Here is a 20,963-nt window from a genome sequence, read left to right on the forward strand (position 1 = left end):
AGAATAATGGAAAATATAGCGTTAATTGAGTCATTTTCAGAGTTTAAAGACGATAAATTAATCGATCGTGTTACGCTAATGGCGATTTTAGAAGATGTATTTAGAAATGCATTAAAGAAGAAGTTTGGAGATGATGATAACTTCGATATTATTATAAACCCGGATAAAGGAGATTTAGAGATTTGGAGAAATAGAATCGTTGTTGCGGATGGAGAAGTGGAAGAGCCTAATCAAGAGATTTCTATAACGGCTGCAAGAAAAATTGAACCAGATTTTGAAGTTGGTGAAGATGTTTCTCAAGAAGTTAAACTTATAGATCTAGGGCGTCGAGCTATTTTAGCATTACGCCAAAACTTAATTTCTAAAATTCACGAACACGATAATACCAATATATTTAAGCACTTTAAAGAGCTTGAAGGAGATTTATATACTGCAGAAGTACACCACATTCGTCACAGAGCAGTTATTTTATTAGATGATGATGGTAATGAAATTATTTTACCAAAAGATAAACAAATACCTTCAGATTTTTTCCGTAAAGGAGACAATGTAAGAGGTATTATCGATAGTGTAGAGCTTAAAGGTAATAAACCAGCGATTATTATGTCGCGTACATCACCTAAGTTTTTAGAGAAATTATTCGAGTCTGAGATTCCTGAAGTATTCGATGGTTTAATTACTATTAAAAACGTAGTAAGAATTCCAGGTGAAAAAGCGAAAGTAGCTGTAGATTCTTACGATGATAGAATTGATCCTGTTGGAGCTTGTGTTGGTATGAAAGGATCAAGAATTCATGGGATTGTTCGTGAATTAGGAAATGAAAACATTGATGTTATTAATTATACTAGTAACTTACAATTATATATTACAAGAGCATTAAGTCCAGCACGAGTAACATCTATTAAAATTGATGAAGAAAACAAACGTGCAGAGGCTATATTAAAACCAGAAGAAGTAAGTAAAGCTATTGGTCGTGGAGGTCACAACATTCGTTTAGCGGGGCAACTTACTGGTTACGAGATTGACGTTTTTAGAGAAGGTGCAGAAGAAGATGTGGAGTTAAGAGAATTCTCTGATGAAATTGAAGGCTGGGTAATTAAAGAATTTAGCAAAGCAGGTCTAGATACGGCTAAAAGTGTATTAGAGCAGGACATTGTAGATTTAGTAAAAAGAACAGACTTAGAAGAAGAAACAATATTAGATGTTATAAGGATTCTTAAGGAAGAATTCGAAGATTAACATATATTTGAGTAAAATTAAGGTATTAAGGTAAAGGCAATTTATGGCTGAAACGATTAGATTAAATAAAGTACTACGTGAGCTTAACATCTCTCTAGATCGTGCTGTGGAATTTTTAGATTCCAAAGGTGTCGATATAGAGAAGCGTCCGACAACGAAAATTTCTGAAGGGACTTATAAGATTCTTTCAGATGAATTCGAAACAGATGCTGGTAAAAAGGTTAAATCTCAAGCGGTTAGTGAAGCTAAGCTTAAAGAAAAGGAAGATTTACGTATTAAACGTGAGCAAGAATTAGAAGTTAAGCGTAAAGAAGAGGAAGCTAGAGCTATTGCCAAAGCCAAGGCCGAAGAAGTTGTAAAAGCGTCTAAAACCCTTTCTGGACCTAAAAAAGTTGGTAAAATAGATTTAGACCCTAAAAAGAAAGCGCCTAAAGTTGAGACAAAGGAAGTTAAAGAAGTAAAGGTTGAGGCTCCAAAAAAGGAAGTTAAGGCAGATACAAAAGCTCCTGTAAATGTTGAAGTAAAGAAGGAAGCTCCTCTTAAGAAAGTGGATTCTGCTAAAGCTGATTCGACTAAAGCCGATTCGACTAAAGCCGATTCTTTGAAAGAAGAATCTGCGAAATCTAAACCTAAAAAACCTGAAAAAGAAGTTCCTGCTGAAGAGATTGCTAAAGAAGAAAGCAATATACCAGAAACAGTAGAAACTCAATATCAAAAACTTTCAGGACCTAAAATTGCAGGTGAAAAAATAGATTTATCTCAGTTTAATAAGCCAAAGAAAAAGAAAGAGGTTGTTAAAAAAGTGGATGATGCTAATAAGAAAAAGCGTCGTCGTATCTCTAAGCCAGGTGATAATAGACCAAGTGCTGGCGGAAACAACAGAGGAGGCAATAATCGCGGTGGAAACGATAGATTTAAAGGGAAACCTGGACAAGCGCGTCGTACTATTGTAAAAGCAGAACCTAGCGAAGAAGATGTAAAGAAACAAGTAAGAGAGACACTTGAAAAATTACAAGGGAAATCGAGCAAAGGTAAAGGTGCTAAATATAGAAGAGATAAAAGAGATCAACATAGGGAGCAGACAGAAATCGATGAACAAATCGAAGCAGCAGAAAGTAAAATTCTTAAAGTAACAGAATTTGTTACTTCAAGTGAAGTTGCTACGATGATGGATGTTCAGGTAACTCAAATTATCTCGGCATGTATGTCTCTTGGTATGATGGTAACAATGAATCAGCGTTTGGATGCTGAAACGTTAACTATTGTAGCAGAAGAGTTTGGTTATAAAGTAGAATTTGTAACTGCAGATATTGAAGAATCAATAGTTGAGATAGAAGATAAGCCAGAAGATTTAATTGAACGCGCACCTATTGTAACTGTAATGGGACACGTAGATCACGGTAAAACTTCCCTTTTAGATTACATTCGTCAAGAAAACGTAATTGCAGGAGAGTCAGGTGGTATTACACAACATATTGGAGCGTATGGTGTAGAATTAGAAAATGGTCAAAAAATAGCATTTTTAGATACTCCAGGTCACGAAGCATTTACAGCAATGCGAGCACGTGGTGCACAAGTTACAGATATTGCTATTATTGTTGCTGCCGCAGATGATGATATCATGCCGCAAACAAAAGAAGCAATTTCTCACGCTCAAGCAGCTGGAGTGCCTATTGTATTTGCAATAAATAAAATTGATAAACCTGATGCTAATCCAGAAAAGATTAAAGAAAGGTTAGCACAAATGAATCTTTTAGTTGAAGATTGGGGTGGGAAAATTCAATCTCATGATATCTCAGCAAAAGTAGGTACAGGTGTTAAAGAATTATTAGAAAAAGTATTACTTGAAGCAGAGTTATTAGAGTTAAAAGCTAACCCTAATAAAGCGGCACAAGGTACAGTAGTTGAAGCATTCTTAGACAAAGGCCGTGGATATGTATCAACTATATTAGTGCAAGCAGGAACACTGAAAGTAGGTGATTACGTGTTAGCTGGTAAAAATAGTGGTAAGATAAAAGCCATGCAAGATGAACGTGGTCACGATGTTCAATCTGCAGGGCCTTCTACGCCAGTCTCAATCTTAGGATTAGATGGCGCACCGCAAGCTGGAGATAAATTTAATGTATTTGCAGACGAGCGTGAAGCGAAGCAAATTGCAACAAAACGTATGCAATTACAACGTGAACAAGATGTTCGTACTACTAAAACATTAACACTAGCAGAAATTGGTCGTCGAATCGCATTGGGTACGTTTAAAGAATTAAATATTATTCTTAAAGGTGACGTTGATGGTTCTGTAGAGGCATTAACAGATTCTTTCCAGAAACTGTCTACTGAAGAAATTCAAGTCAATATTTTACATAAAGGTGTTGGAGCCATTACAGAAAGCGATGTGTTGTTGGCTACAGCTTCAGACGCTATTATTATAGGCTTTAATGTGCGTCCTGTTGGAAATGCTAGAGTTATTGCAGATAGAGAAGAAGTAGATATTAGAACTTACTCAATTATCTACGATGCTATTAATGATCTTAAAGACGCAATGGAAGGTATGCTATCTCCAGAGCTTAAAGAAGAGACAACTGGTACCGCAGAAATTAGAGAAATCTTTAAGGTTACTAAAGTTGGAAGTATCGCTGGTTGTATGGTAATGAATGGTAAGATATTCAGAAACTCTCAAATTCGTTTAATACGTGATGGTGTAGTTGTCTATACAGGTGAATTAGACTCGTTAAAACGATTTAAAGACGATGTTAAAGAAGTTGCTAAAGGATACGATTGTGGTATGCAAGTTAAAAATTACAACGACATTAAAGAAGGCGATGTAATCGAAGCTTTCCATGAAGTAGAAGTTAAGAAGAAACTTAAATAATATTATTCAGAGCATAGCAAAGAATTCTATATATTAACAGAACTAAAAAACCGTTTTAAAACGTAATAAGATACGGTTTTTTAGTTCTGTTTCAATTGTCATTGCTAACTTAGCTTGACTTTCCTTTTCTGCACTATAAATTAATAGAGGTCAGTATATAAATACGTATCTTAGACTGAACAAATAGGGCATATAATGGAGATATTTACAGGACAAAACCTTCTAGAGTTTACTGAACGTTTTAAAACAAACGAGGATTGTAAGGAATACTTAGCTATTTTAAAAGCTGAATCGGATTATAAGTGTTTAAAATGTGCTCATTCTTCCTGTCAGAATCGCAAAGATTTTGCGAGACAATGTAATATTTGTGGCCATATAGAATCAGCTACTGCAAATACGCTTTTTCATAAGGTTAAATTTGGTGTGAGAAAAGCATTTTTCATATGCTTCGAGATGTCAACTAGCACAAAAAGTTTGTCAGCTAGTTACATGGGTGTCCGTTATGGTATCACTGAAAAAACAGCAAGATATTTTATGCTTAAGGTACGAGAAGCCATGTCTTCAAGTGGCAATTTTCCTATGGATGGAAATGTACATGTTGATGAATTTGTTCTTGGTGGAAAGGAAAAGTTGGTAGAAGTTATGATGGAAAGAAAAAGAAAGCAATAACTGCTGTCCAGCTTACTCAAGACGGAAAAGTAAAAAGAATGTATGCTATGAAAATAGATGACTTTTCTGCACAATCTCTTCAGTATATTTTTGTAAATCACATAAGTCGTAAAGCTAAGGTAAAGACAGATAAATGGAAAGGATATAGGCCAATTGCAAAAGCATATGACATTACACAGATCGAAAGTAATAATGGTATGAACTTTAAGGCATTACATACAATGATACATCAAGTCAAATCGTGGATAAGAACAACGTATTCTTGGGTGAGCGACCATAATCTTAATCGATATTTTAATGAATTTTGCTTCAGAATAAATAGATCTCAAAGCAAGTCGACAATATTCAACAATCTTATCAAGAGAATGGTCAAAACTGATAAAATATATCAGGTTGATTTTATAGGTAAATAACTACTGACCTCTAAAGAAATATTTAATCTTTTTTCTTTGGCTTAAATATAAAGGCATTTGGAAACTTGCTTTTTATTTTTTTAATGCTTTATCGGCTTCAAGTCGTGTTCTAAAACTACCAACCCAAATTTTATAGTTTGGTGTTTCGTGAACTAGTTGAGAAGACCAAGAATTAAAAGCACTATCAAAACTATTTTCTGCGTTTTCCGCTTTCGTTCTCGATCCAGAATAAATTTGAATTTTATAGCGATTACTATCTTCGTCTTCGTTATTTATCTGTTTTTTAAACTCTAATAATACTGAAATTTCTGGATCTTGATTTACAACAACTGTACCTTCTTGAGCCGATAGATAACTGCTCGTAAACGTTAAGCCTAGCGATAAACATAGGATTTTGAGCGATTTAATATTCATAATTAATAAGTATTTAATGCAAATGTAAAAGTATTAAACGAATTAGGAGGTGATTTTATTATTTAGAATTTATCTAAATTAGGAATTAAGACTTCTTTAAGATTTCAAAAATGGACTTTAAGTATTACTTTTGCGTAAGTTTTTTATAACTGTATTTTTAAAGTATAGATGAAAAAATCATACCAAAGTTTAGAAGTAAATTCAATAAATAATATGAAACAGGTGATTCACCGCAAGTTAGGTATTAATATTCTTAATTTAATCCTAATTTTTTTACTAGCGTTTTCTACTACTCTTTCTGCTCAAGATGGAGATGCAGTAGCAGGTAAGGCATTGTTTAATGCTAACTGTGCTTCTTGTCATAAATTAGATAAGAAAATGACTGGTCCAGCATTACGTAATGTTGAATCGCGTTTAGCTGAAGATGAAGGGTTAGATAGAGCTTGGATTGCTGCATGGCTTCGAAATAGTGATGCTGTGAAGGCTTCCGGAGATGCATATGCGCTTAAGATTACTAAGGAGTATAACGGTACGGCAATGACAGCTTATCCTGGATTCACAGATCAAAACATAAGTGATATTTTAGCATACACTGCAGCGGAACCTAAAACTCCACCAATAACAACTATAACTCCAAATGTAAATCCTTCTAGCGATAGTGGCTCAAACGGATTAATTTTAGGAGCTTTAGCATTATTGTTTGCAATATTAGCAGGAGCTTTATTTTTAGTAAATAAAACTTTACGCAGTTTTGCAGATGCAAAAGGTATTGCTGTTTCAGAGAAGACTAAGTCTAAGCCTTTATGGAAAGCGTTTGCTGAAAATCAATTCCTAGTATTAGTAGTTGCAATTTTCTTCTTATTAGCTTCAGCTTACTTTGTATATGGTTACTTTATGCAAGTAGGTGTTAATCAAGGTTACGAACCCGTTCAAGAAATTCATTATTCACATAGAATACACGCAGGAGATAATGGTATCGATTGTAAATACTGTCACTCTTCAGCGCGAGTGTCTAAGCATTCTGGTATTCCTTCTTTAAATGTATGTATGAATTGTCATAAATCAATATACGAAGTAGCTCCAGAAGTACAATCTGAAGGAATGGCTGAGTATGGTGTAGATTACAATTCGGAAATTCAAAAGCTATACAAAGCTGTTGGTTGGGATGATGCGGAACAAAAATATACAGGAGAGACTAAGCCAGTAAAATGGACAAGAATTCACAACTTGCCAGATTTCGCTTACTTTAATCACTCACAGCATGTTTCTGTTGCAGGAGTAGAGTGTCAAACATGTCACGGACCGGTTGAAGAAATGGAAGTGATGTATCAATTCGCTCCATTAACGATGGGTTGGTGTATTAATTGTCACAGAGAAACAAATGTGAAAGTAAAAGACAACGAATACTATACCAAAATTCACGAACAACTATCTAAAAAATATGGTGTTGAGCAATTAACAGTAGCGCAGATGGGTGGATTAGAATGTGGTAAGTGTCATTACTAATGTTACAATAGTTTTCTTTTCCGCAAAAACAGGAGTTTTAAAATAAATAAATTAAGAAGTAATTCAATTATATAATATGTCATCAAACAAGAAATACTGGAAAAGTGTTGAGGAGCTAAAAGATAGCTCTATTGTTGAGACGCTAAAAGAGAACGAGTTTGTAAACGAAATACCTACAGATGAGTTTCTTGGAGACAAGGAGGCATTAGAGTCTTCTTCTACAACGCGTCGTGATTTCTTAAAGTACGTTGGTTTTAGTACAGCAGCGGCTTCATTAGCAGCTTGTGAAGGACCAGTAATTAAATCAATACCGTATGTGGTGCAACCAGATTCTATTATTCCTGGTGTGGCTAACTACTATGCAACTACAATAGCAGATGGTTTTGATTTTGCAAGTGTTTTAGTAAAAACTCGAGAAGGTCGTCCAATTAAAATTGAAAACAATAACCTTGGAGCTACAAATGGTGGCGCTAATGCAAGAGTTAATGCATCGGTTTTGGGTTTATATGATAGTTTAAGAGTACAAAGTCCAATGAAAGGCGAAACTGCTATTTCATGGTCTACTTTTAATTTAGAAACGACTCAAAAATTAAATGCTTTAAAAGACAGTGGAAAGCAAATTGTGTTACTAACACAAACGCATGCTAGTCCATCTACGTCTAAATTGATTTTAGAATTTAAAGAAAAATATGGAAATGTTAACCATGTAGTGTACGACGCTGTTTCAGAGTCGACTGCATTAGATGCATTCCAAGCAAAATATAATGAAAGAGGCTTAGCTGATTTTGATTTTTCACTTGCATCAACAATTGTTGCTTTTGGTGCAGATATCCTAGGTGATTGGCAAGGTGGAGGATTTGACTCTGGATATTCAAAAGGACGTGTTCCAACAAACGGAAAAATGTCTCGTCATATTCAGTTTGAATCTAATATGTCTCTAGCAGGAGCTAATGCAGATAAGCGTGTCCCATTAACACCAAGTGTACAGAAATTAGCTTTAGCTAAATTACATAGCTTAATTGTAGGTGGCTCTTTTTCAGGAAGTCTACCAAAAAATATTGAAAAAGCAGTACAAGATGCAGCTTCAGAGCTTGATAAGGCGGGAAGTAATGGCGTTGTTGTTACAGGTCTTCAAGATGTAAATGCTCAAACGGTTGTTTTAGAAATTAACGAAAAGCTAAACAGTAAAGCTTTCAACGCTAAAAAGCCTATTAAAACAAGACAAGGAAATGATAAAGCAGTCATGTCTTTAGTTGCTGATATGAAAGCAGGTAAAGTAGGTGCTGTTATTATGAGTGGTGTAAATCCATTATATACATTACCCAATCATTCAGACTTTTCTGAAGGTTTAAAAAACACTGAATTATCTATTGCTTTCTCTATGAAAGTAGATGAGACAGCTTCAGCTTCGCAATATATTGCTGCTGCACCTCACTACTTAGAAAGTTGGGGAGATGTGGAACTTAAAAAGGGTCATTTTGGTTTAGTTCAGCCAACTATTCGTCCTTTATTTGATACAAAACAATTCCAAGACGCTTTATTGATTTGGAATGGTAAAGATGAAAAGTATAGTGATTATGTTAAAACACTTTGGAATACTGAAATATTAGGAGGGGCATCATTTAATCAAGCATTACATGATGGTTCTTATATCTCTAAAGTTTCAGGAGATTTAGTTGTAGATACAACTGAAGCTTCAGAAGACACTATTGAAACACCTTCTGGAAATGCGGCAAGAGCTTTAGCTGCTACTGCAACTTCAAAAGGAATGGAACTTACTTTATATACTAAAGTAGGTATGGGAGATGGACAACAAGCAAATAACCCTTGGTTACAAGAATTTCCAGATCCAATTACAAGAACCTCTTGGGATAACTATTTAACAGTTTCTGCAGGAGATGCAAAAGCTTTAGATTTAGTTAACGAACACGAGGCAACGGGTGCTTTAAATGGTAGTTATGCAGATGTTACTGTAAATGGAACTACACTAACTGTTCCAGTAATTATTCAACCAGGTCAGGCTAAAGGGTCTGTTGGTTTAGCCTTTGGATATGGTAAAGTAGCAGGTTTAAAAGAAGAAATGCAAACTGGTGTTAATGCGTATGCATTATACCAAGGTTTTAATAATACACAAAATGTAACTGTAACGAAAGCGGCTGGTATGCACGAGTTTGCGTGTGTACAGTTGCAAAATACTTTAATGGGTCGTGGAGACATTATTAAAGAAACAACATTAGAAATCTTCAATACTAAAGATAGAACGGTATGGAATAAAATCCCTACAGTATCTTTAAATCATGAAGAAGTTGAAATCACTTCTCCAGAAGTTGATTTATGGGATGAATTTGATCGTTCTATCGGACATCATTTTAACTTATCTATCGACTTAAATGGTTGTACAGGTTGTGGTGCATGTGTAATTGCGTGTCACGCGGAAAACAATGTTCCCGTTGTAGGTAAGGAAGAAATACGTAGAAGTCGCGATATGCACTGGTTACGTATTGATCGCTATTACTCATCTGAAGATACGTTCTCACAAGATGATGCAAAAAAAGATGGTTTTTCTGGATTAACAGGAGCTAACGGTTCTTTAGGAGGATTTGGTGAATTAGAAATTGCTGCCGATAATCCACAAGTAGCTTTTCAACCAGTAATGTGTCAGCACTGTAATCATGCTCCTTGTGAGACTGTTTGTCCAGTAGCTGCAACATCACATGGTCGTCAAGGTCAAAATCATATGGCTTATAACCGTTGTGTAGGTACAAGATATTGTGCAAACAACTGTCCTTATAAAGTACGACGTTTCAATTGGTTCTTGTATTCTGAGAATGATGAGTTCGATTACTTTATGAACGATGATTTAGGTAGAATGGTAATTAATCCAGATGTAACAGTGCGTTCTCGCGGTGTCATGGAAAAATGTTCTATGTGTATTCAAAAAACACAAAAAACAATTCTTGATGCTAAACGTGACGGACGTGTTATTAAAGATGGTGAATTTCAAACAGCATGTTCTTCGGCTTGTAGCAATGGAGCAATGGTATTTGGAGATATTAACGATAAAGAAAGTAAAGTTTCAAAACTTTTAGAAGACGATCGTATGTATCACTTATTAGAAAGTGTTGGTACTAAACCTAATGTTCAGTATCATACTAAAGTGAGAAACACGAAAGCATAAGAAATATTAATTAACGAACAATTTAAAAGGATTATGGCGTCTCATTACGAAGCACCTATTAGAAGACCTTTAGTTACAGGCAACAAGTCGTATCACGATGTAACCGTAGATATCGCGGCACCTGTAGAAGGAAAAGCCAACAAACAATGGTGGATTGTATTTTCAATCGCATTAGCAGCTTTTCTTTGGGGAGTTGGATGTATGGTTTATACAATATCTACTGGAATTGGAACTTGGGGATTAAACAAGACCGTTGGTTGGGCTTGGGATATTACTAACTTTGTTTGGTGGGTTGGTATTGGTCACGCAGGAACTTTAATTTCTGCAGTACTATTACTATTCCGTCAAAAATGGAGAATGGCAATTAACCGTTCTGCAGAAGCAATGACAATTTTCTCTGTAATACAGGCAGGTTTATTTCCAGTTATTCACATGGGTCGACCATGGTTAGCGTATTGGGTATTGCCAATACCAAACCAATTTGGATCGCTATGGGTAAACTTTAACTCACCTTTACTTTGGGATGTATTTGCAATTTCAACGTATTTATCTGTATCATTAGTTTTCTGGTGGACAGGTTTATTACCGGATTTCGCAATGTTACGTGATAGAGCAATAAAACCTTTTCAAAAGAAAATATACAGTTTGTTAAGTTTTGGTTGGACAGGTAGAGCTAAAGATTGGCAACGTTTTGAAGAAGTATCTTTAGTACTTGCAGGTTTAGCTACGCCATTAGTACTTTCTGTACATACTATTGTATCTTTTGATTTTGCAACATCGGTTATTCCAGGTTGGCATACTACCATTTTCCCACCTTATTTTGTTGCTGGGGCAGTATTCTCTGGGTTTGCAATGGTGAACACACTACTTATTATTATGAGAAAAGTGTGTAACCTAGAAGATTATATTACAGTACAACACATCGAATTAATGAACATCGTAATTATGATTACTGGTTCTATTGTGGGTGTGGCATATATTACAGAACTATTTGTAGCTTGGTATTCAGGTGTAGAGTATGAGCAATATGCTTTCTTAAATAGAGCTACAGGACCTTATTGGTGGGCTTATTTGTTAATGATGAGTTGTAATGTGTTTTCACCACAGTTTATGTGGTTCAAGAAATTAAGAACAAGTATTATGTTCTCATTCTTTATCTCAATTGTAGTAAACATAGGAATGTGGTTTGAGCGTTTTGTAATTATTGTAACATCATTACATAGAGATTATTTACCATCTTCATGGACTATGTTCTCTCCAACGTTTGTTGATATTGGAATTTTTATTGGAACCATAGGATTTTTCTTTGTATTATTCTTATTATATTCAAGAACATTCCCAGTAATTGCACAGGCTGAAGTTAAGACGATTTTAAAGTCTTCAGGAGATAAGTATAAAAATTTAAGAGATTCTGGAAAAAGCTTAATGGGAACAGGTGCGGATGCTAGAACTTCAGTAGTGACGAATTTCGACGATAAAGAACAAAAAAATAATAACAAGTAGCATATGGAAACTTCAAAAGTAATTCACGCTATTTATAACGATGACGATGTTTTAATGGCAGCTGTGAAAACGGTAAAAGCTAAAAGGCATCACATTGAAGAAATATATACGCCATTTCCAGTCCATGGGCTAGACAAGGCAATGGGATTAGCACCAACAAGAATAGCAATCGCTTCATTTATGTATGGTTGTGTAGGTTTAATAGTAGCCACTGTTATGATGAATTTTATCATGATTGAAGATTGGCCTCAAAACATTGGAGGTAAGCCAAGTTTTAGCTACTTAGAAAACATGCCTGCATTCGTACCTATTATGTTCGAATTAACAGTATTCTTTGCAGCGCATTTAATGGTAATAACATTTTACTTACGTAGTAGAATGTGGCCATTTAAAAAAGCGGAGAATCCAGACCCAAGAACAACAGATGACCATTTTTTAATGGAAATTCCAGTTCACGGAAATGAAAAGGAATTGCACGATTTACTTTCAGAAACTGGTGCAGTTGAAATAAACGTAGTAGATAATACGCATTAATTTTAGACAATGAAGAGCATTTTTAACATAACAATATTAGCGCTAGTTTTAGTGTCAATTGTAGGTTGTAAGAAAAATTCGAGACCGAATTATGAATTCATGCCTAATATGTACCAATCGGTAGCTTACGAGACTTATCAAGAGTCTGATGCTTTCGCCAATGGTGTTGAAGCGCAATTACCTGCGGAAGGTTCAATACCTAGAGGTTATACTCCTTTTGATATTGAGAATTCAACTGAAGGTTATTTTGAAGCTAAAGCAAACTTGAAGAATAATTTAGATTCTACTCAAGTCGATTACGCAAGAGGTAAAGAATTATACGATATTTACTGCGGTATTTGCCATGGAACCAAAGGAAACGGACAAGGTAAATTGGTTAAAAGAGAAAAAATTCTCGGTATTCCTAGCTATAGTGATGTTGGAAGAGCTATTACGGAAGGTAGTGTTTATCATACTATATACTATGGTAAAAATGCAATGGGTTCTTACGCAAATCAATTAAGTTACGAAGAGCGTTGGCAAGTAGTTTCATATGTTATGAAATTGAAGGCAGATTTAGAAAAATAAGATTTAGTTAAAGATTATATAATGGAATACAAAATTTCAAATAGACTAAGATTAACTGCAATCATTTTAATGGTCGTTGGATTGTTAGGTGTTGTCTATAGTTTTACCACTTCGCATGTAACATTTGACGAGGTTGAGAAAATGTTATCAGAAGAATCTCATCATGGAGGAGCTGAGGATCATGGAGCCGAAACACATCAGGTGGAGGCAACAAGTCATGATGAACATGCATCAAAAGATGCTCATGGAGATACTCATGGTGTAAGCCATGAAGTTGTTGATGAGCATACCAAACATGTAAATCACGTTATGCACGCTATGCACAATAGGCCTTGGTCCGCATTTTATGTTGCTGCATTCTTTTTTATGATGATTTCATTGGGCGTTTTAGCATTTTATGCGCTTCAATATGTGTCTCAATCAGGTTGGTCTCCATTATTGCTAAGAGTAATGGAAGGTATTACAGCTTACTTATTGCCAGGTGCTTTAATTGTAGTTTTAATAGCTGTTGCATCGGGTACAGGATGGCTTGGTGGTCATTATAATATTTTTGTTTGGATGGATCCAGATGTAGTAGCGCATGATAAATTAATTCAAGGTAAAACAGGCTGGTTAAATATTGGTGGATTCCTTGTAAGAGGTTTGATTTTCATTGGTGGATGGTCTTTATACAGATACTTTTCTAGAAAATTTTCTATTGCTCAAGATAAAGCAAACGATAATAAAAACTTTAAAAAGACTTTCCGTATCTCTGCAGCTTTTTTAGTATTCTTTATTTATACAGAATCTATGATGTCTTGGGATTGGATAATGAGTGTAGATCCTCACTGGTTTTCAACTTTATTTGGTTGGTACGTATTTGCAGGAATGATGGTTTGTGGAGTTACTGTAATTGCATTCATTACAATGTATTTAAAAGGTAAAGGTTTATTACCACAGGTTAACGACAGTCATTTACATGATTTAGCAAAGTTTATGTTTGCATTTAGTATTTTCTGGACGTATTTATGGTTCTCTCAATTTATGTTAATCTGGTACTCGAACATTCCAGAAGAAGTAACTTATTTTGTAACTAGAATACAAGATTATAATTTACCATTCTTTGGCATGTTAGCCATGAACTTTATCTTTCCACTATTACTTCTAATGAACAGTGATTACAAACGTGTTCCTTGGTTTATTGTAATGGCTGGTATTGTAATATTAGCGGGTCATTATATTGATGTTTTCAATATGATTATGCCAGCAACAGTTGGTGACCAATGGGCTATAGGAATTCCAGAAATTGCATCTTTACTATTCTTTGCAGGATTATTTATCTTTATCGTGTTTACAGCGCTTACCAAAGCGCCATTAACACCTAAAAGGAATCCTTTTATTAAAGAGAGTGAAAATTTTCATTATTAATAACACATTTCAATAAAGAAGAAAGACAACAATGACGGCTTTATTATCAATTTTAGTTTTAGTATTTATTCTAGTTGCCATATGGCAAATGGTCAAGATATTCGATTTAACCCAGAGTGACTCAGATTTAAACAATCAAGTCGCAAACGACAAGGACAATAAGATTAATGGTTATTTAATGCTAGGCTTTTTGGCTTTCATTTATATCATAACTATATGGTCTTTCGTAGCTCTTGGTGAATTTCCATTAATGTCTAATTCTGCTTCAGAACATGGACCAGGTGTAGATAGTTTAATGATTATTTCTATGATAGTCATTTTCATAGTGCAAACAATAACTCAGTTTTTATTACATTACTTCGCTTTTAAATATAGAGGTGAAAAAGGTAAAAAAGCCTTATTCTATGCGGATAATAATAAGTTAGAAGCAATTTGGACTATTATTCCAGTAATTGTACTTGCTGTATTAATTATTCAAGGTCTATTTACTTGGACTTCGATAATGAATGTTAATGAAGATAACGATCCTTTAATAGTTGAGTTATACGCTCAACAGTTTAATTGGAAAGCGCGTTATGGAGGAGGAGACAATACTTTAGGTAAAGCAAACGTGAGATTGATTGATATTAATCGCAATAACACACTTGGTGTTGATGAAGCAGATCCTAATGCACAAGACGATGTTATTACAACAGAGTTACACTTGCCTGTAGGACGTCCTGTATTATTTAAGATGCGTTCGCAAGATGTTTTACACTCGGCATATATGCCTCACTTTAGAGCACAAATGAATTGTGTTCCAGGTATGATTACTCAATTTGGCTTCACACCATCAGTTACTACTGTAGATATGCGTGAGACTCCAGAGATGAAAGAGAAAGTACAAAACATTAATAAGATTAGAGTAAAAAAATCGAAAGCTTTAATGGCTAATAATGAAGAGGCTTTGGAACCTTATACTTTCGACTATCTATTATTATGTAATAAAATTTGTGGTAAATCTCACTACAATATGCAAATGAAAATAATAGTAGAAACACAAGAAGAATATGATGCTTGGATTAAAACACAAAAAGCATTTAAAAATTCTCTAATAAATAATTAATTAAAAGATTATAAAGATTATAAAGATTATGTCAGCAAACGCAGATACTCACGACGCTCACGACGATCACCATCATAAAGAAACTTTCGTAACTAAATATATATTTAGTCAAGATCACAAAATGATTGCTAAGCAGTACCTTATTACTGGTACTATTATGGGAGTTATAGGTGTAATAATGTCTTTAATGATGCGTATGCAAATTGCATGGCCGGAAGAGCCAAATGTGATTTTTGAAGCATTATTAGGTAAATGGGCACCAGATGGTGTTATGGATGCAGATATTTATTTAGCATTGGTAACTATTCATGGAACTATAATGGTATTCTTTGTACTTACAGCAGGTTTAAGTGGTACGTTTAGCAACTTATTAATTCCGTTGCAAATTGGTGCACGAGATATGGCGTCAGGTTTCTTAAACATGGTGTCGTACTGGTTGTTCTTTATATCAAGTATAATCATGGTATCTTCTTTCTTTGTAGAGGCTGGACCAGCTGCGGCAGGTTGGACAATCTATCCACCTTTAAGTGCGCTTCCGTTGGCTCAAGGTGGTTCTGGAATGGGAATGACATTATGGTTAGTATCGATGGCAATCTTTATTGCATCATCTTTATTAGGATCTTTAAATTATGTAGTAACAGTAATTAACTTAAGAACAAAAGGAATGTCTATGACTAGACTACCTTTAACTATTTGGGCATTTTTTGTAACTGCAATTATTGGTATCGTTTCTTTTCCTGTATTATTATCGGCGGCTTTACTATTAATAATGGATAGAAGTTTTGGGACTTCCTTCTTCTTATCAGATATATTTATACAAGGAGAAGTACTCCATTACCAAGGAGGTTCTCCAGTATTATTCGAACACCTATTTTGGTTCTTAGGACATCCAGAAGTATATATTGTAATCTTACCAGCAATGGGATTAGTGTCAGAAATTATGGCTACTAATTCACGTAAACCTATTTTTGGTTATCGTGCAATGATTACTTCAATTTTGGCTATTGCGTTTTTATCGACAATAGTTTGGGGACATCACATGTTTATTTCAGGGATGAATCCTTTCTTAGGTTCAGTCTTTACATTTACAACCCTATTAATAGCAATACCATCCGCAGTTAAAGCCTTTAACTGGATAACTACGATATGGAAAGGTAATATTCAAATGAATCCTGCTATGTTGTTCTCTATAGGATTTGTTTCTACATTCATTACAGGAGGATTAACAGGAATCATTCTTGGAGATTCTGCTTTAGATATTAACGTACATGATACTTATTTTGTAATAGCACATTTCCATTTAGTAATGGGTATATCTGCACTTTACGGAATGTTTGCAGGAATTTACCATTGGTATCCTAAAATGTTTGGTAGAATGTTGAATAAGAAACTGGGTTATATTCACTTTTGGATTACGGCAATATGTGCTTATGGTGTGTTTTTCCCTATGCATTTTATAGGTATGGCCGGTTTACCTAGACGTTATTATACAAATTCTAATTTCCCGTTATTTGATGATTTAGCGGATACAAACCAGATCATTACTATTTTCGCATTAATTGGAGGAGCAATACAATTAATCTATTTATGGAACTTCTTTTATAGTATATTCTACGGAAAACCTGCAGTACAAAATCCATGGAGATCGACTACACTTGAGTGGACAGCTCCTGTAAAACATATTCACGGAAACTGGGAAGGTGATTTACCACATGTACACAGATGGTCCTACGATTATAGTAAGCCTGGACATGACGAAGATTTTGTGATGCAAAATGTTCCTTTAAAAGAAGGTGAAGAAGAATTGCAACATTAGAAAATTCTTTTGTAAATAAGTCATCTCAAAATATAGATAACAAAACATATTAAAAAGCCTTTCAGTGTATTTATAAACTGAAAGGCTTTTTCTTTATATTTGCTTGTACTGAATTTGTTTCAGTTTCTCCTTACTATTTCTGTGAATACAGGAGTTTATTTTTAACGGTAAACATGAACGAAAACCTAGATCCATCAAACGAGAATTTTTCTTCGGAAGAATTCGATATCGAAAAAACATTAAGGCCCTTATCTTTTGAAGATTTTGCGGGTCAAGATCAAGTGTTAGAAAATTTAAAAGTCTTTGTTCAAGCTGCTAATCAAAGAGAAGAGGCATTAGATCATACATTATTTCATGGTCCTCCAGGATTAGGTAAAACAACACTAGCAAACATTTTAGCAAACGAGTTAAATGTTGGAATTAAAGTAACCTCTGGTCCTGTTTTAGACAAACCAGGTGATTTAGCAGGACTACTTACTAATCTTGACGACAGAGATGTATTATTTATAGACGAAATCCACAGATTAAGTCCAATTGTAGAAGAATATTTATACTCTGCAATGGAAGATTTTAAAATTGATATCATGATCGAATCTGGACCAAACGCAAGAACGGTTCAGTTAAATTTAAATCCGTTTACTTTAGTTGGTGCCACCACACGTTCTGGATTGTTAACAGCTCCAATGCGCGCACGTTTTGGAATACAAAGCCGATTACAATATTACTCAACCGAACTATTAAGTACAATCGTGCAACGAAGTGCACAAATATTAAATGTTCCAATAGCTATGGAAGCTGCAATTGAAATAGCTGGTAGAAGCAGAGGTACTCCAAGAATAGCAAATGCTTTACTGCGCAGAGTTCGTGATTTTGCACAAATAAAAGGGAATGGAAGTATAGATATAAAAATTGCCAAATATTCTTTAGAAGCACTAAATGTAGATGCTTATGGTTTAGATGAAATGGATAATAAAATATTATCAACTATAATAGATAAATTTAAAGGTGGACCTGTTGGCGTTTCAACCATTGCAACAGCTGTGAGTGAAAGTTCTGAAACCATTGAAGAGGTTTACGAACCTTTTTTAATACAACAAGGTTTTATTATGCGAACACCTCGTGGACGTGAAGTTACAGAATTAGCTTATAAACACTTAGGCAAGATAAAAGGACCAACGCAAGGCGGGTTATTTTAACATGTTTGTCCTTCTTAATTTGTTTCAGCATCTTAGCAAATAAATAACCTTCATTAGGTAACTAGAAATTAATAAACGAATACATAACGGTTTCCTTTGCTTCAGAAAGGATTAAGAATACTAGAAATAATATAAATGAAACGAGAAATACCAGAAGTTTCGTTACTTAAGTTCATAAAGCATTCAGTAGAAATACTTAAAAACCCATTACCATTTCATAATAAAAATTTCAACTTAAAAGGCGATATTTTTAAGTTGAATGTAGGTTTTAATTCTAAAATATATTTTTGTCGGGATGCTGCATTTGCACAATATGTACTTCAGAAAAATCAAAGAAATTACGTCAAGTCCAAAATTCAAACTGAAGATTTGGTTAAATATGTAGGTGAAGGCTTATTAACATCCGAAGGTGAAAAGTGGAAAAAACAGCGCAAAATGATGCAACCTGCTTTTCATAAAAAACAGCTTGAGAATTTATTGAGTGGCATGCAAGAAACAATAGTTTCGGAGTACGAAAAGATTGAAGCCAATACTACAATAGACGTTTTTCCTATTCTTAATGACTTAGCCTTTCAAACAGTTGTAAAATCACTATTTACAAAGGCAGCAAACGCTAACGATATGGAAAGGTTACAATACATAACCGAAGCCAATCAGCGCATGTTGGTTAGAGAGTTACGCCAACCGTATTTAGGATGGTGGTTTAAAATAAGCGGGACGTTAGATAAATACATGAAGCTTTCTAACGAAGCGAGAACCATTTTAAAACGTATTGTTGAAGAACGAAAATTGTCTGGAAATCATTATGGCGATTTATTAGACATGTTATTAGAAACGAGATATGAAGACGGTTCAGGTATGTCCGAAGAACAGCTTATTGATGAAATTTTAATTATCTTCACAGCAGGACACGAGACGACGTCTAACTCGCTAACATTCACTTGTCAATTATTGGCAAAGCATCCAGAATGGCAAGATAAAATTTACGAAGAGTTTCAAAGTTTAGGTGGTGACCAAGCCGATTTAATGACGCGAATTGCAACCTCAAAAGTTTGTCAGCAGGTGTTAGAAGAATCGATGAGATTATATCCACCAGCCTATTTTATAGACCGCGTTAACATTGAAACAGACCATTTTAATAATATGGAGTTTAAGCCTGGTTGTAATTTATTGTTTTCGGTTTATGAAATGCACAGACATCCTAAATTATGGGTCAATCCAGAAGCGTTCTCTCCAGAACGTTTTAGTGAAGGTAGTCGCCAATTTTCTGCTCAATATTTTCCTTTTGGAGCAGGACCAAGAAAATGTATAGGTAATAATTTTGCAATGTTTGAAATGATTATTGCGGTCACCGAATTAGTGAAAACCTATAAAATCTTACCAGAATTCGAAACTATTGGTATAACGCCACTAATAACACTAAAGCCGAAAAATGCTTTTCTTAAATTTGAACAAAGAAATTAGTAGTAACTAGAAAAATTATTGTGAATCAGAGGAGTAAACAAAGCTTAAGTTCTCTTTCCCATATTGAGAAAGGAAGAGAAAGAGCAAAGCAAATTAAATCCGAAGCAAAACGCTTGGGTTTTTTGTCCTGTGGTATTAGTAAATCAGAATTTTTGGAAGCAGAAGCGCCACGTTTAGAGAACTGGTTAAATAAAAACAGGAATGGCGAAATGCGTTATATGGAAAATCATTTCGATAAACGTTTAGACCCAACAAAATTAGTTGAAGATTCTAAAAGTGTGATTTCTTTATTACTTAATTATTATCCTTCGGAAACACAAAAAGATGCTGAAGCACCAAAATTATCTAAGTATGCTTATGGTCACGATTACCATCATGTTATAAAAACGAAATTAAAAGAACTCACACACTTTATTCAAGATGAAATAGGTGAAGTAAGCGGAAGAGCCTTTGTAGATTCTGCACCCGTTTTAGACAAGGCGTGGGCAGCAAAATCAGGTTTAGGTTGGATTGGTAAGCACAGTAATTTACTCACGCAACAAGTAGGGTCGTTTTATTTTATTGCGGAACTTATTATCGATTTGGACTTAGAGTACGACCATGTAACAACAGATCATTGTGGAACATGCACTGCATGCATAGACGCTTGTCCAACACAGGCTATTGTAGACCCTTATATTGTAGATGGTAGTAAATGTATTAGCTATTTTACAATAGAGCTTAAAGATCAATTGCCAAACACCATGAAAGGTAAGTTTGACGATTGGATGTTTGGTTGCGATATTTGCCAGGATGTTTGTCCATGGAACAAATTCTCAAAATCACATAATGAACCACTTTTTAATCCACATCCAGAATTGTTAGACATGACTAAAAAGGATTGGGCGGAAATAACAGAAGATGTTTTTAAAAAAGTGTTTCAAAAATCTGCAGTGAAACGCACAAAATTTGAAGGCTTGAAACGTAATATTGACTTTTTGAAGGATTAATTTTAATAGCAATAGTCACTTCTCTTTTCTTTTCTCTTTCTTCAATTCTTCTTTCCTTTTACACCAAAAACCTTACATTTGTATTTCGTGTCAC

General features: G+C 34.6%; 14 protein-coding genes and 1 pseudogene. 14 read left to right on the plus strand and 1 reads right to left on the minus strand.

Going from position 1 to position 20,963, the window contains the following annotated elements; genetic code table 11:
- Positions 1-6: 6 nt before the first annotated feature.
- The 3 genes and pseudogenes from nusA to RH82_RS12325 all read left to right on the plus strand — a co-directional run bounded on the left by nusA (position 7) and on the right by RH82_RS12325 (position 5,190).
- Positions 7-1,239: a transcription termination factor NusA gene (gene nusA / locus RH82_RS12315; RefSeq protein WP_034061140.1), complete on the plus strand. Its 1,233-nt coding sequence runs from the start codon at positions 7-9 to the stop codon at positions 1,237-1,239.
- Between the two features lie 43 nt (positions 1,240-1,282).
- Positions 1,283-4,108 carry a translation initiation factor IF-2 gene (infB, locus tag RH82_RS12320; RefSeq protein ID WP_034061142.1) on the plus strand — a complete coding sequence of 942 codons (2,826 nt, stop codon included), beginning with the start codon at positions 1,283-1,285 and terminating at the stop codon, positions 4,106-4,108.
- Positions 4,109-4,303: 195 nt separating this feature from the next.
- A pseudogene (locus tag RH82_RS12325) lies at positions 4,304-5,190 on the plus strand (IS1595 family transposase).
- 72 nt (positions 5,191-5,262) lie between these two features.
- On the opposite strand, the gene RH82_RS12330 reads toward RH82_RS12325, so the two are convergent.
- Positions 5,263-5,604, minus strand: coding sequence for an SPOR domain-containing protein (locus RH82_RS12330; protein ID WP_241148061.1), 342 nt, complete (start codon positions 5,602-5,604; stop codon positions 5,263-5,265).
- A 213-nt stretch (positions 5,605-5,817) separates the two neighbouring features.
- Here RH82_RS12330 and RH82_RS12335 point away from each other — a divergent pair, with 213 nt between their 5' ends.
- The 11 genes from RH82_RS12335 to queG all read left to right on the plus strand — a co-directional run bounded on the left by RH82_RS12335 (position 5,818) and on the right by queG (position 20,869).
- Positions 5,818-7,110: a c-type cytochrome gene (locus tag RH82_RS12335; RefSeq protein ID WP_034061206.1), complete on the plus strand. Its 1,293-nt coding sequence runs from the start codon at positions 5,818-5,820 to the stop codon at positions 7,108-7,110.
- 76 nt (positions 7,111-7,186) lie between these two features.
- Positions 7,187-10,288, plus strand: a complete 3,102-nt coding sequence (locus RH82_RS12340; RefSeq protein ID WP_034061144.1) for a TAT-variant-translocated molybdopterin oxidoreductase — start codon at positions 7,187-7,189, stop codon at positions 10,286-10,288.
- Positions 10,289-10,321: 33 nt separating this feature from the next.
- Positions 10,322-11,791: an NrfD/PsrC family molybdoenzyme membrane anchor subunit gene (gene nrfD / locus RH82_RS12345; RefSeq protein WP_052158329.1), complete on the plus strand. Its 1,470-nt coding sequence runs from the start codon at positions 10,322-10,324 to the stop codon at positions 11,789-11,791.
- A 3-nt stretch (positions 11,792-11,794) separates the two neighbouring features.
- Positions 11,795-12,325 carry a DUF3341 domain-containing protein gene (locus RH82_RS12350; protein WP_034061146.1) on the plus strand — a complete coding sequence of 177 codons (531 nt, stop codon included), beginning with the start codon at positions 11,795-11,797 and terminating at the stop codon, positions 12,323-12,325.
- A 9-nt stretch (positions 12,326-12,334) separates the two neighbouring features.
- The gene (locus RH82_RS12355) at positions 12,335-12,892 is read left to right on the plus strand and encodes a c-type cytochrome (RefSeq protein WP_034061148.1); all 558 of its coding nucleotides are present in this window, start codon (positions 12,335-12,337) and stop codon (positions 12,890-12,892) included.
- 21 nt (positions 12,893-12,913) lie between these two features.
- Positions 12,914-14,299 carry a hypothetical protein gene (locus RH82_RS12360; protein WP_034061150.1) on the plus strand — a complete coding sequence of 462 codons (1,386 nt, stop codon included), beginning with the start codon at positions 12,914-12,916 and terminating at the stop codon, positions 14,297-14,299.
- A 31-nt stretch (positions 14,300-14,330) separates the two neighbouring features.
- A complete protein-coding gene (locus tag RH82_RS12365; RefSeq protein ID WP_034061152.1) occupies positions 14,331-15,404 on the plus strand; it encodes a cytochrome c oxidase subunit II in 1,074 nt (357 codons plus the stop codon).
- A gap of 28 nt (positions 15,405-15,432) precedes the next feature.
- On the plus strand, positions 15,433-17,220 hold the full coding sequence (locus RH82_RS12370) for a cytochrome c oxidase subunit I (protein ID WP_034061154.1): 1,788 nt from the start codon (positions 15,433-15,435) through the stop codon (positions 17,218-17,220).
- 173 nt (positions 17,221-17,393) lie between these two features.
- Complete coding sequence (gene ruvB / locus RH82_RS12375; protein ID WP_034061155.1) at positions 17,394-18,416, plus strand: Holliday junction branch migration DNA helicase RuvB; 1,023 nt, start codon at positions 17,394-17,396, stop codon at positions 18,414-18,416.
- Positions 18,417-18,551: 135 nt separating this feature from the next.
- Entirely contained in the window at positions 18,552-19,880 is a 1,329-nt protein-coding gene (locus tag RH82_RS12380) for a cytochrome P450 (protein WP_034061156.1), read from the plus strand.
- A gap of 62 nt (positions 19,881-19,942) precedes the next feature.
- The gene (gene queG, locus RH82_RS12385; RefSeq protein ID WP_034061211.1) at positions 19,943-20,869 is read left to right on the plus strand and encodes a tRNA epoxyqueuosine(34) reductase QueG; all 927 of its coding nucleotides are present in this window, start codon (positions 19,943-19,945) and stop codon (positions 20,867-20,869) included.
- Positions 20,870-20,963: the final 94 nt, after the last annotated feature.

The organism is Lacinutrix jangbogonensis (assembly GCF_000797445.1).
Classification (GTDB): domain Bacteria; phylum Bacteroidota; class Bacteroidia; order Flavobacteriales; family Flavobacteriaceae; genus Lacinutrix; species Lacinutrix jangbogonensis.

Coding starts and splice junctions, on each gene's coding strand:
- nusA (WP_034061140.1), top strand. CDS start 7: ATGGAAAATATAGCGTTAATTGAGTCATTTTCAGAGTTTAAAGACGAT.
- infB (WP_034061142.1), top strand. CDS start 1,283: ATGGCTGAAACGATTAGATTAAATAAAGTACTACGTGAGCTTAACATC.
- RH82_RS12330 (WP_241148061.1), bottom strand. CDS start 5,604: ATGAATATTAAATCGCTCAAAATCCTATGTTTATCGCTAGGCTTAACG.
- RH82_RS12335 (WP_034061206.1), top strand. CDS start 5,818: ATGAAACAGGTGATTCACCGCAAGTTAGGTATTAATATTCTTAATTTA.
- RH82_RS12340 (WP_034061144.1), top strand. CDS start 7,187: ATGTCATCAAACAAGAAATACTGGAAAAGTGTTGAGGAGCTAAAAGAT.
- nrfD (WP_052158329.1), top strand. CDS start 10,322: ATGGCGTCTCATTACGAAGCACCTATTAGAAGACCTTTAGTTACAGGC.
- RH82_RS12350 (WP_034061146.1), top strand. CDS start 11,795: ATGGAAACTTCAAAAGTAATTCACGCTATTTATAACGATGACGATGTT.
- RH82_RS12355 (WP_034061148.1), top strand. CDS start 12,335: ATGAAGAGCATTTTTAACATAACAATATTAGCGCTAGTTTTAGTGTCA.
- RH82_RS12360 (WP_034061150.1), top strand. CDS start 12,914: ATGGAATACAAAATTTCAAATAGACTAAGATTAACTGCAATCATTTTA.
- RH82_RS12365 (WP_034061152.1), top strand. CDS start 14,331: ATGACGGCTTTATTATCAATTTTAGTTTTAGTATTTATTCTAGTTGCC.
- RH82_RS12370 (WP_034061154.1), top strand. CDS start 15,433: ATGTCAGCAAACGCAGATACTCACGACGCTCACGACGATCACCATCAT.
- ruvB (WP_034061155.1), top strand. CDS start 17,394: ATGAACGAAAACCTAGATCCATCAAACGAGAATTTTTCTTCGGAAGAA.
- RH82_RS12380 (WP_034061156.1), top strand. CDS start 18,552: ATGAAACGAGAAATACCAGAAGTTTCGTTACTTAAGTTCATAAAGCAT.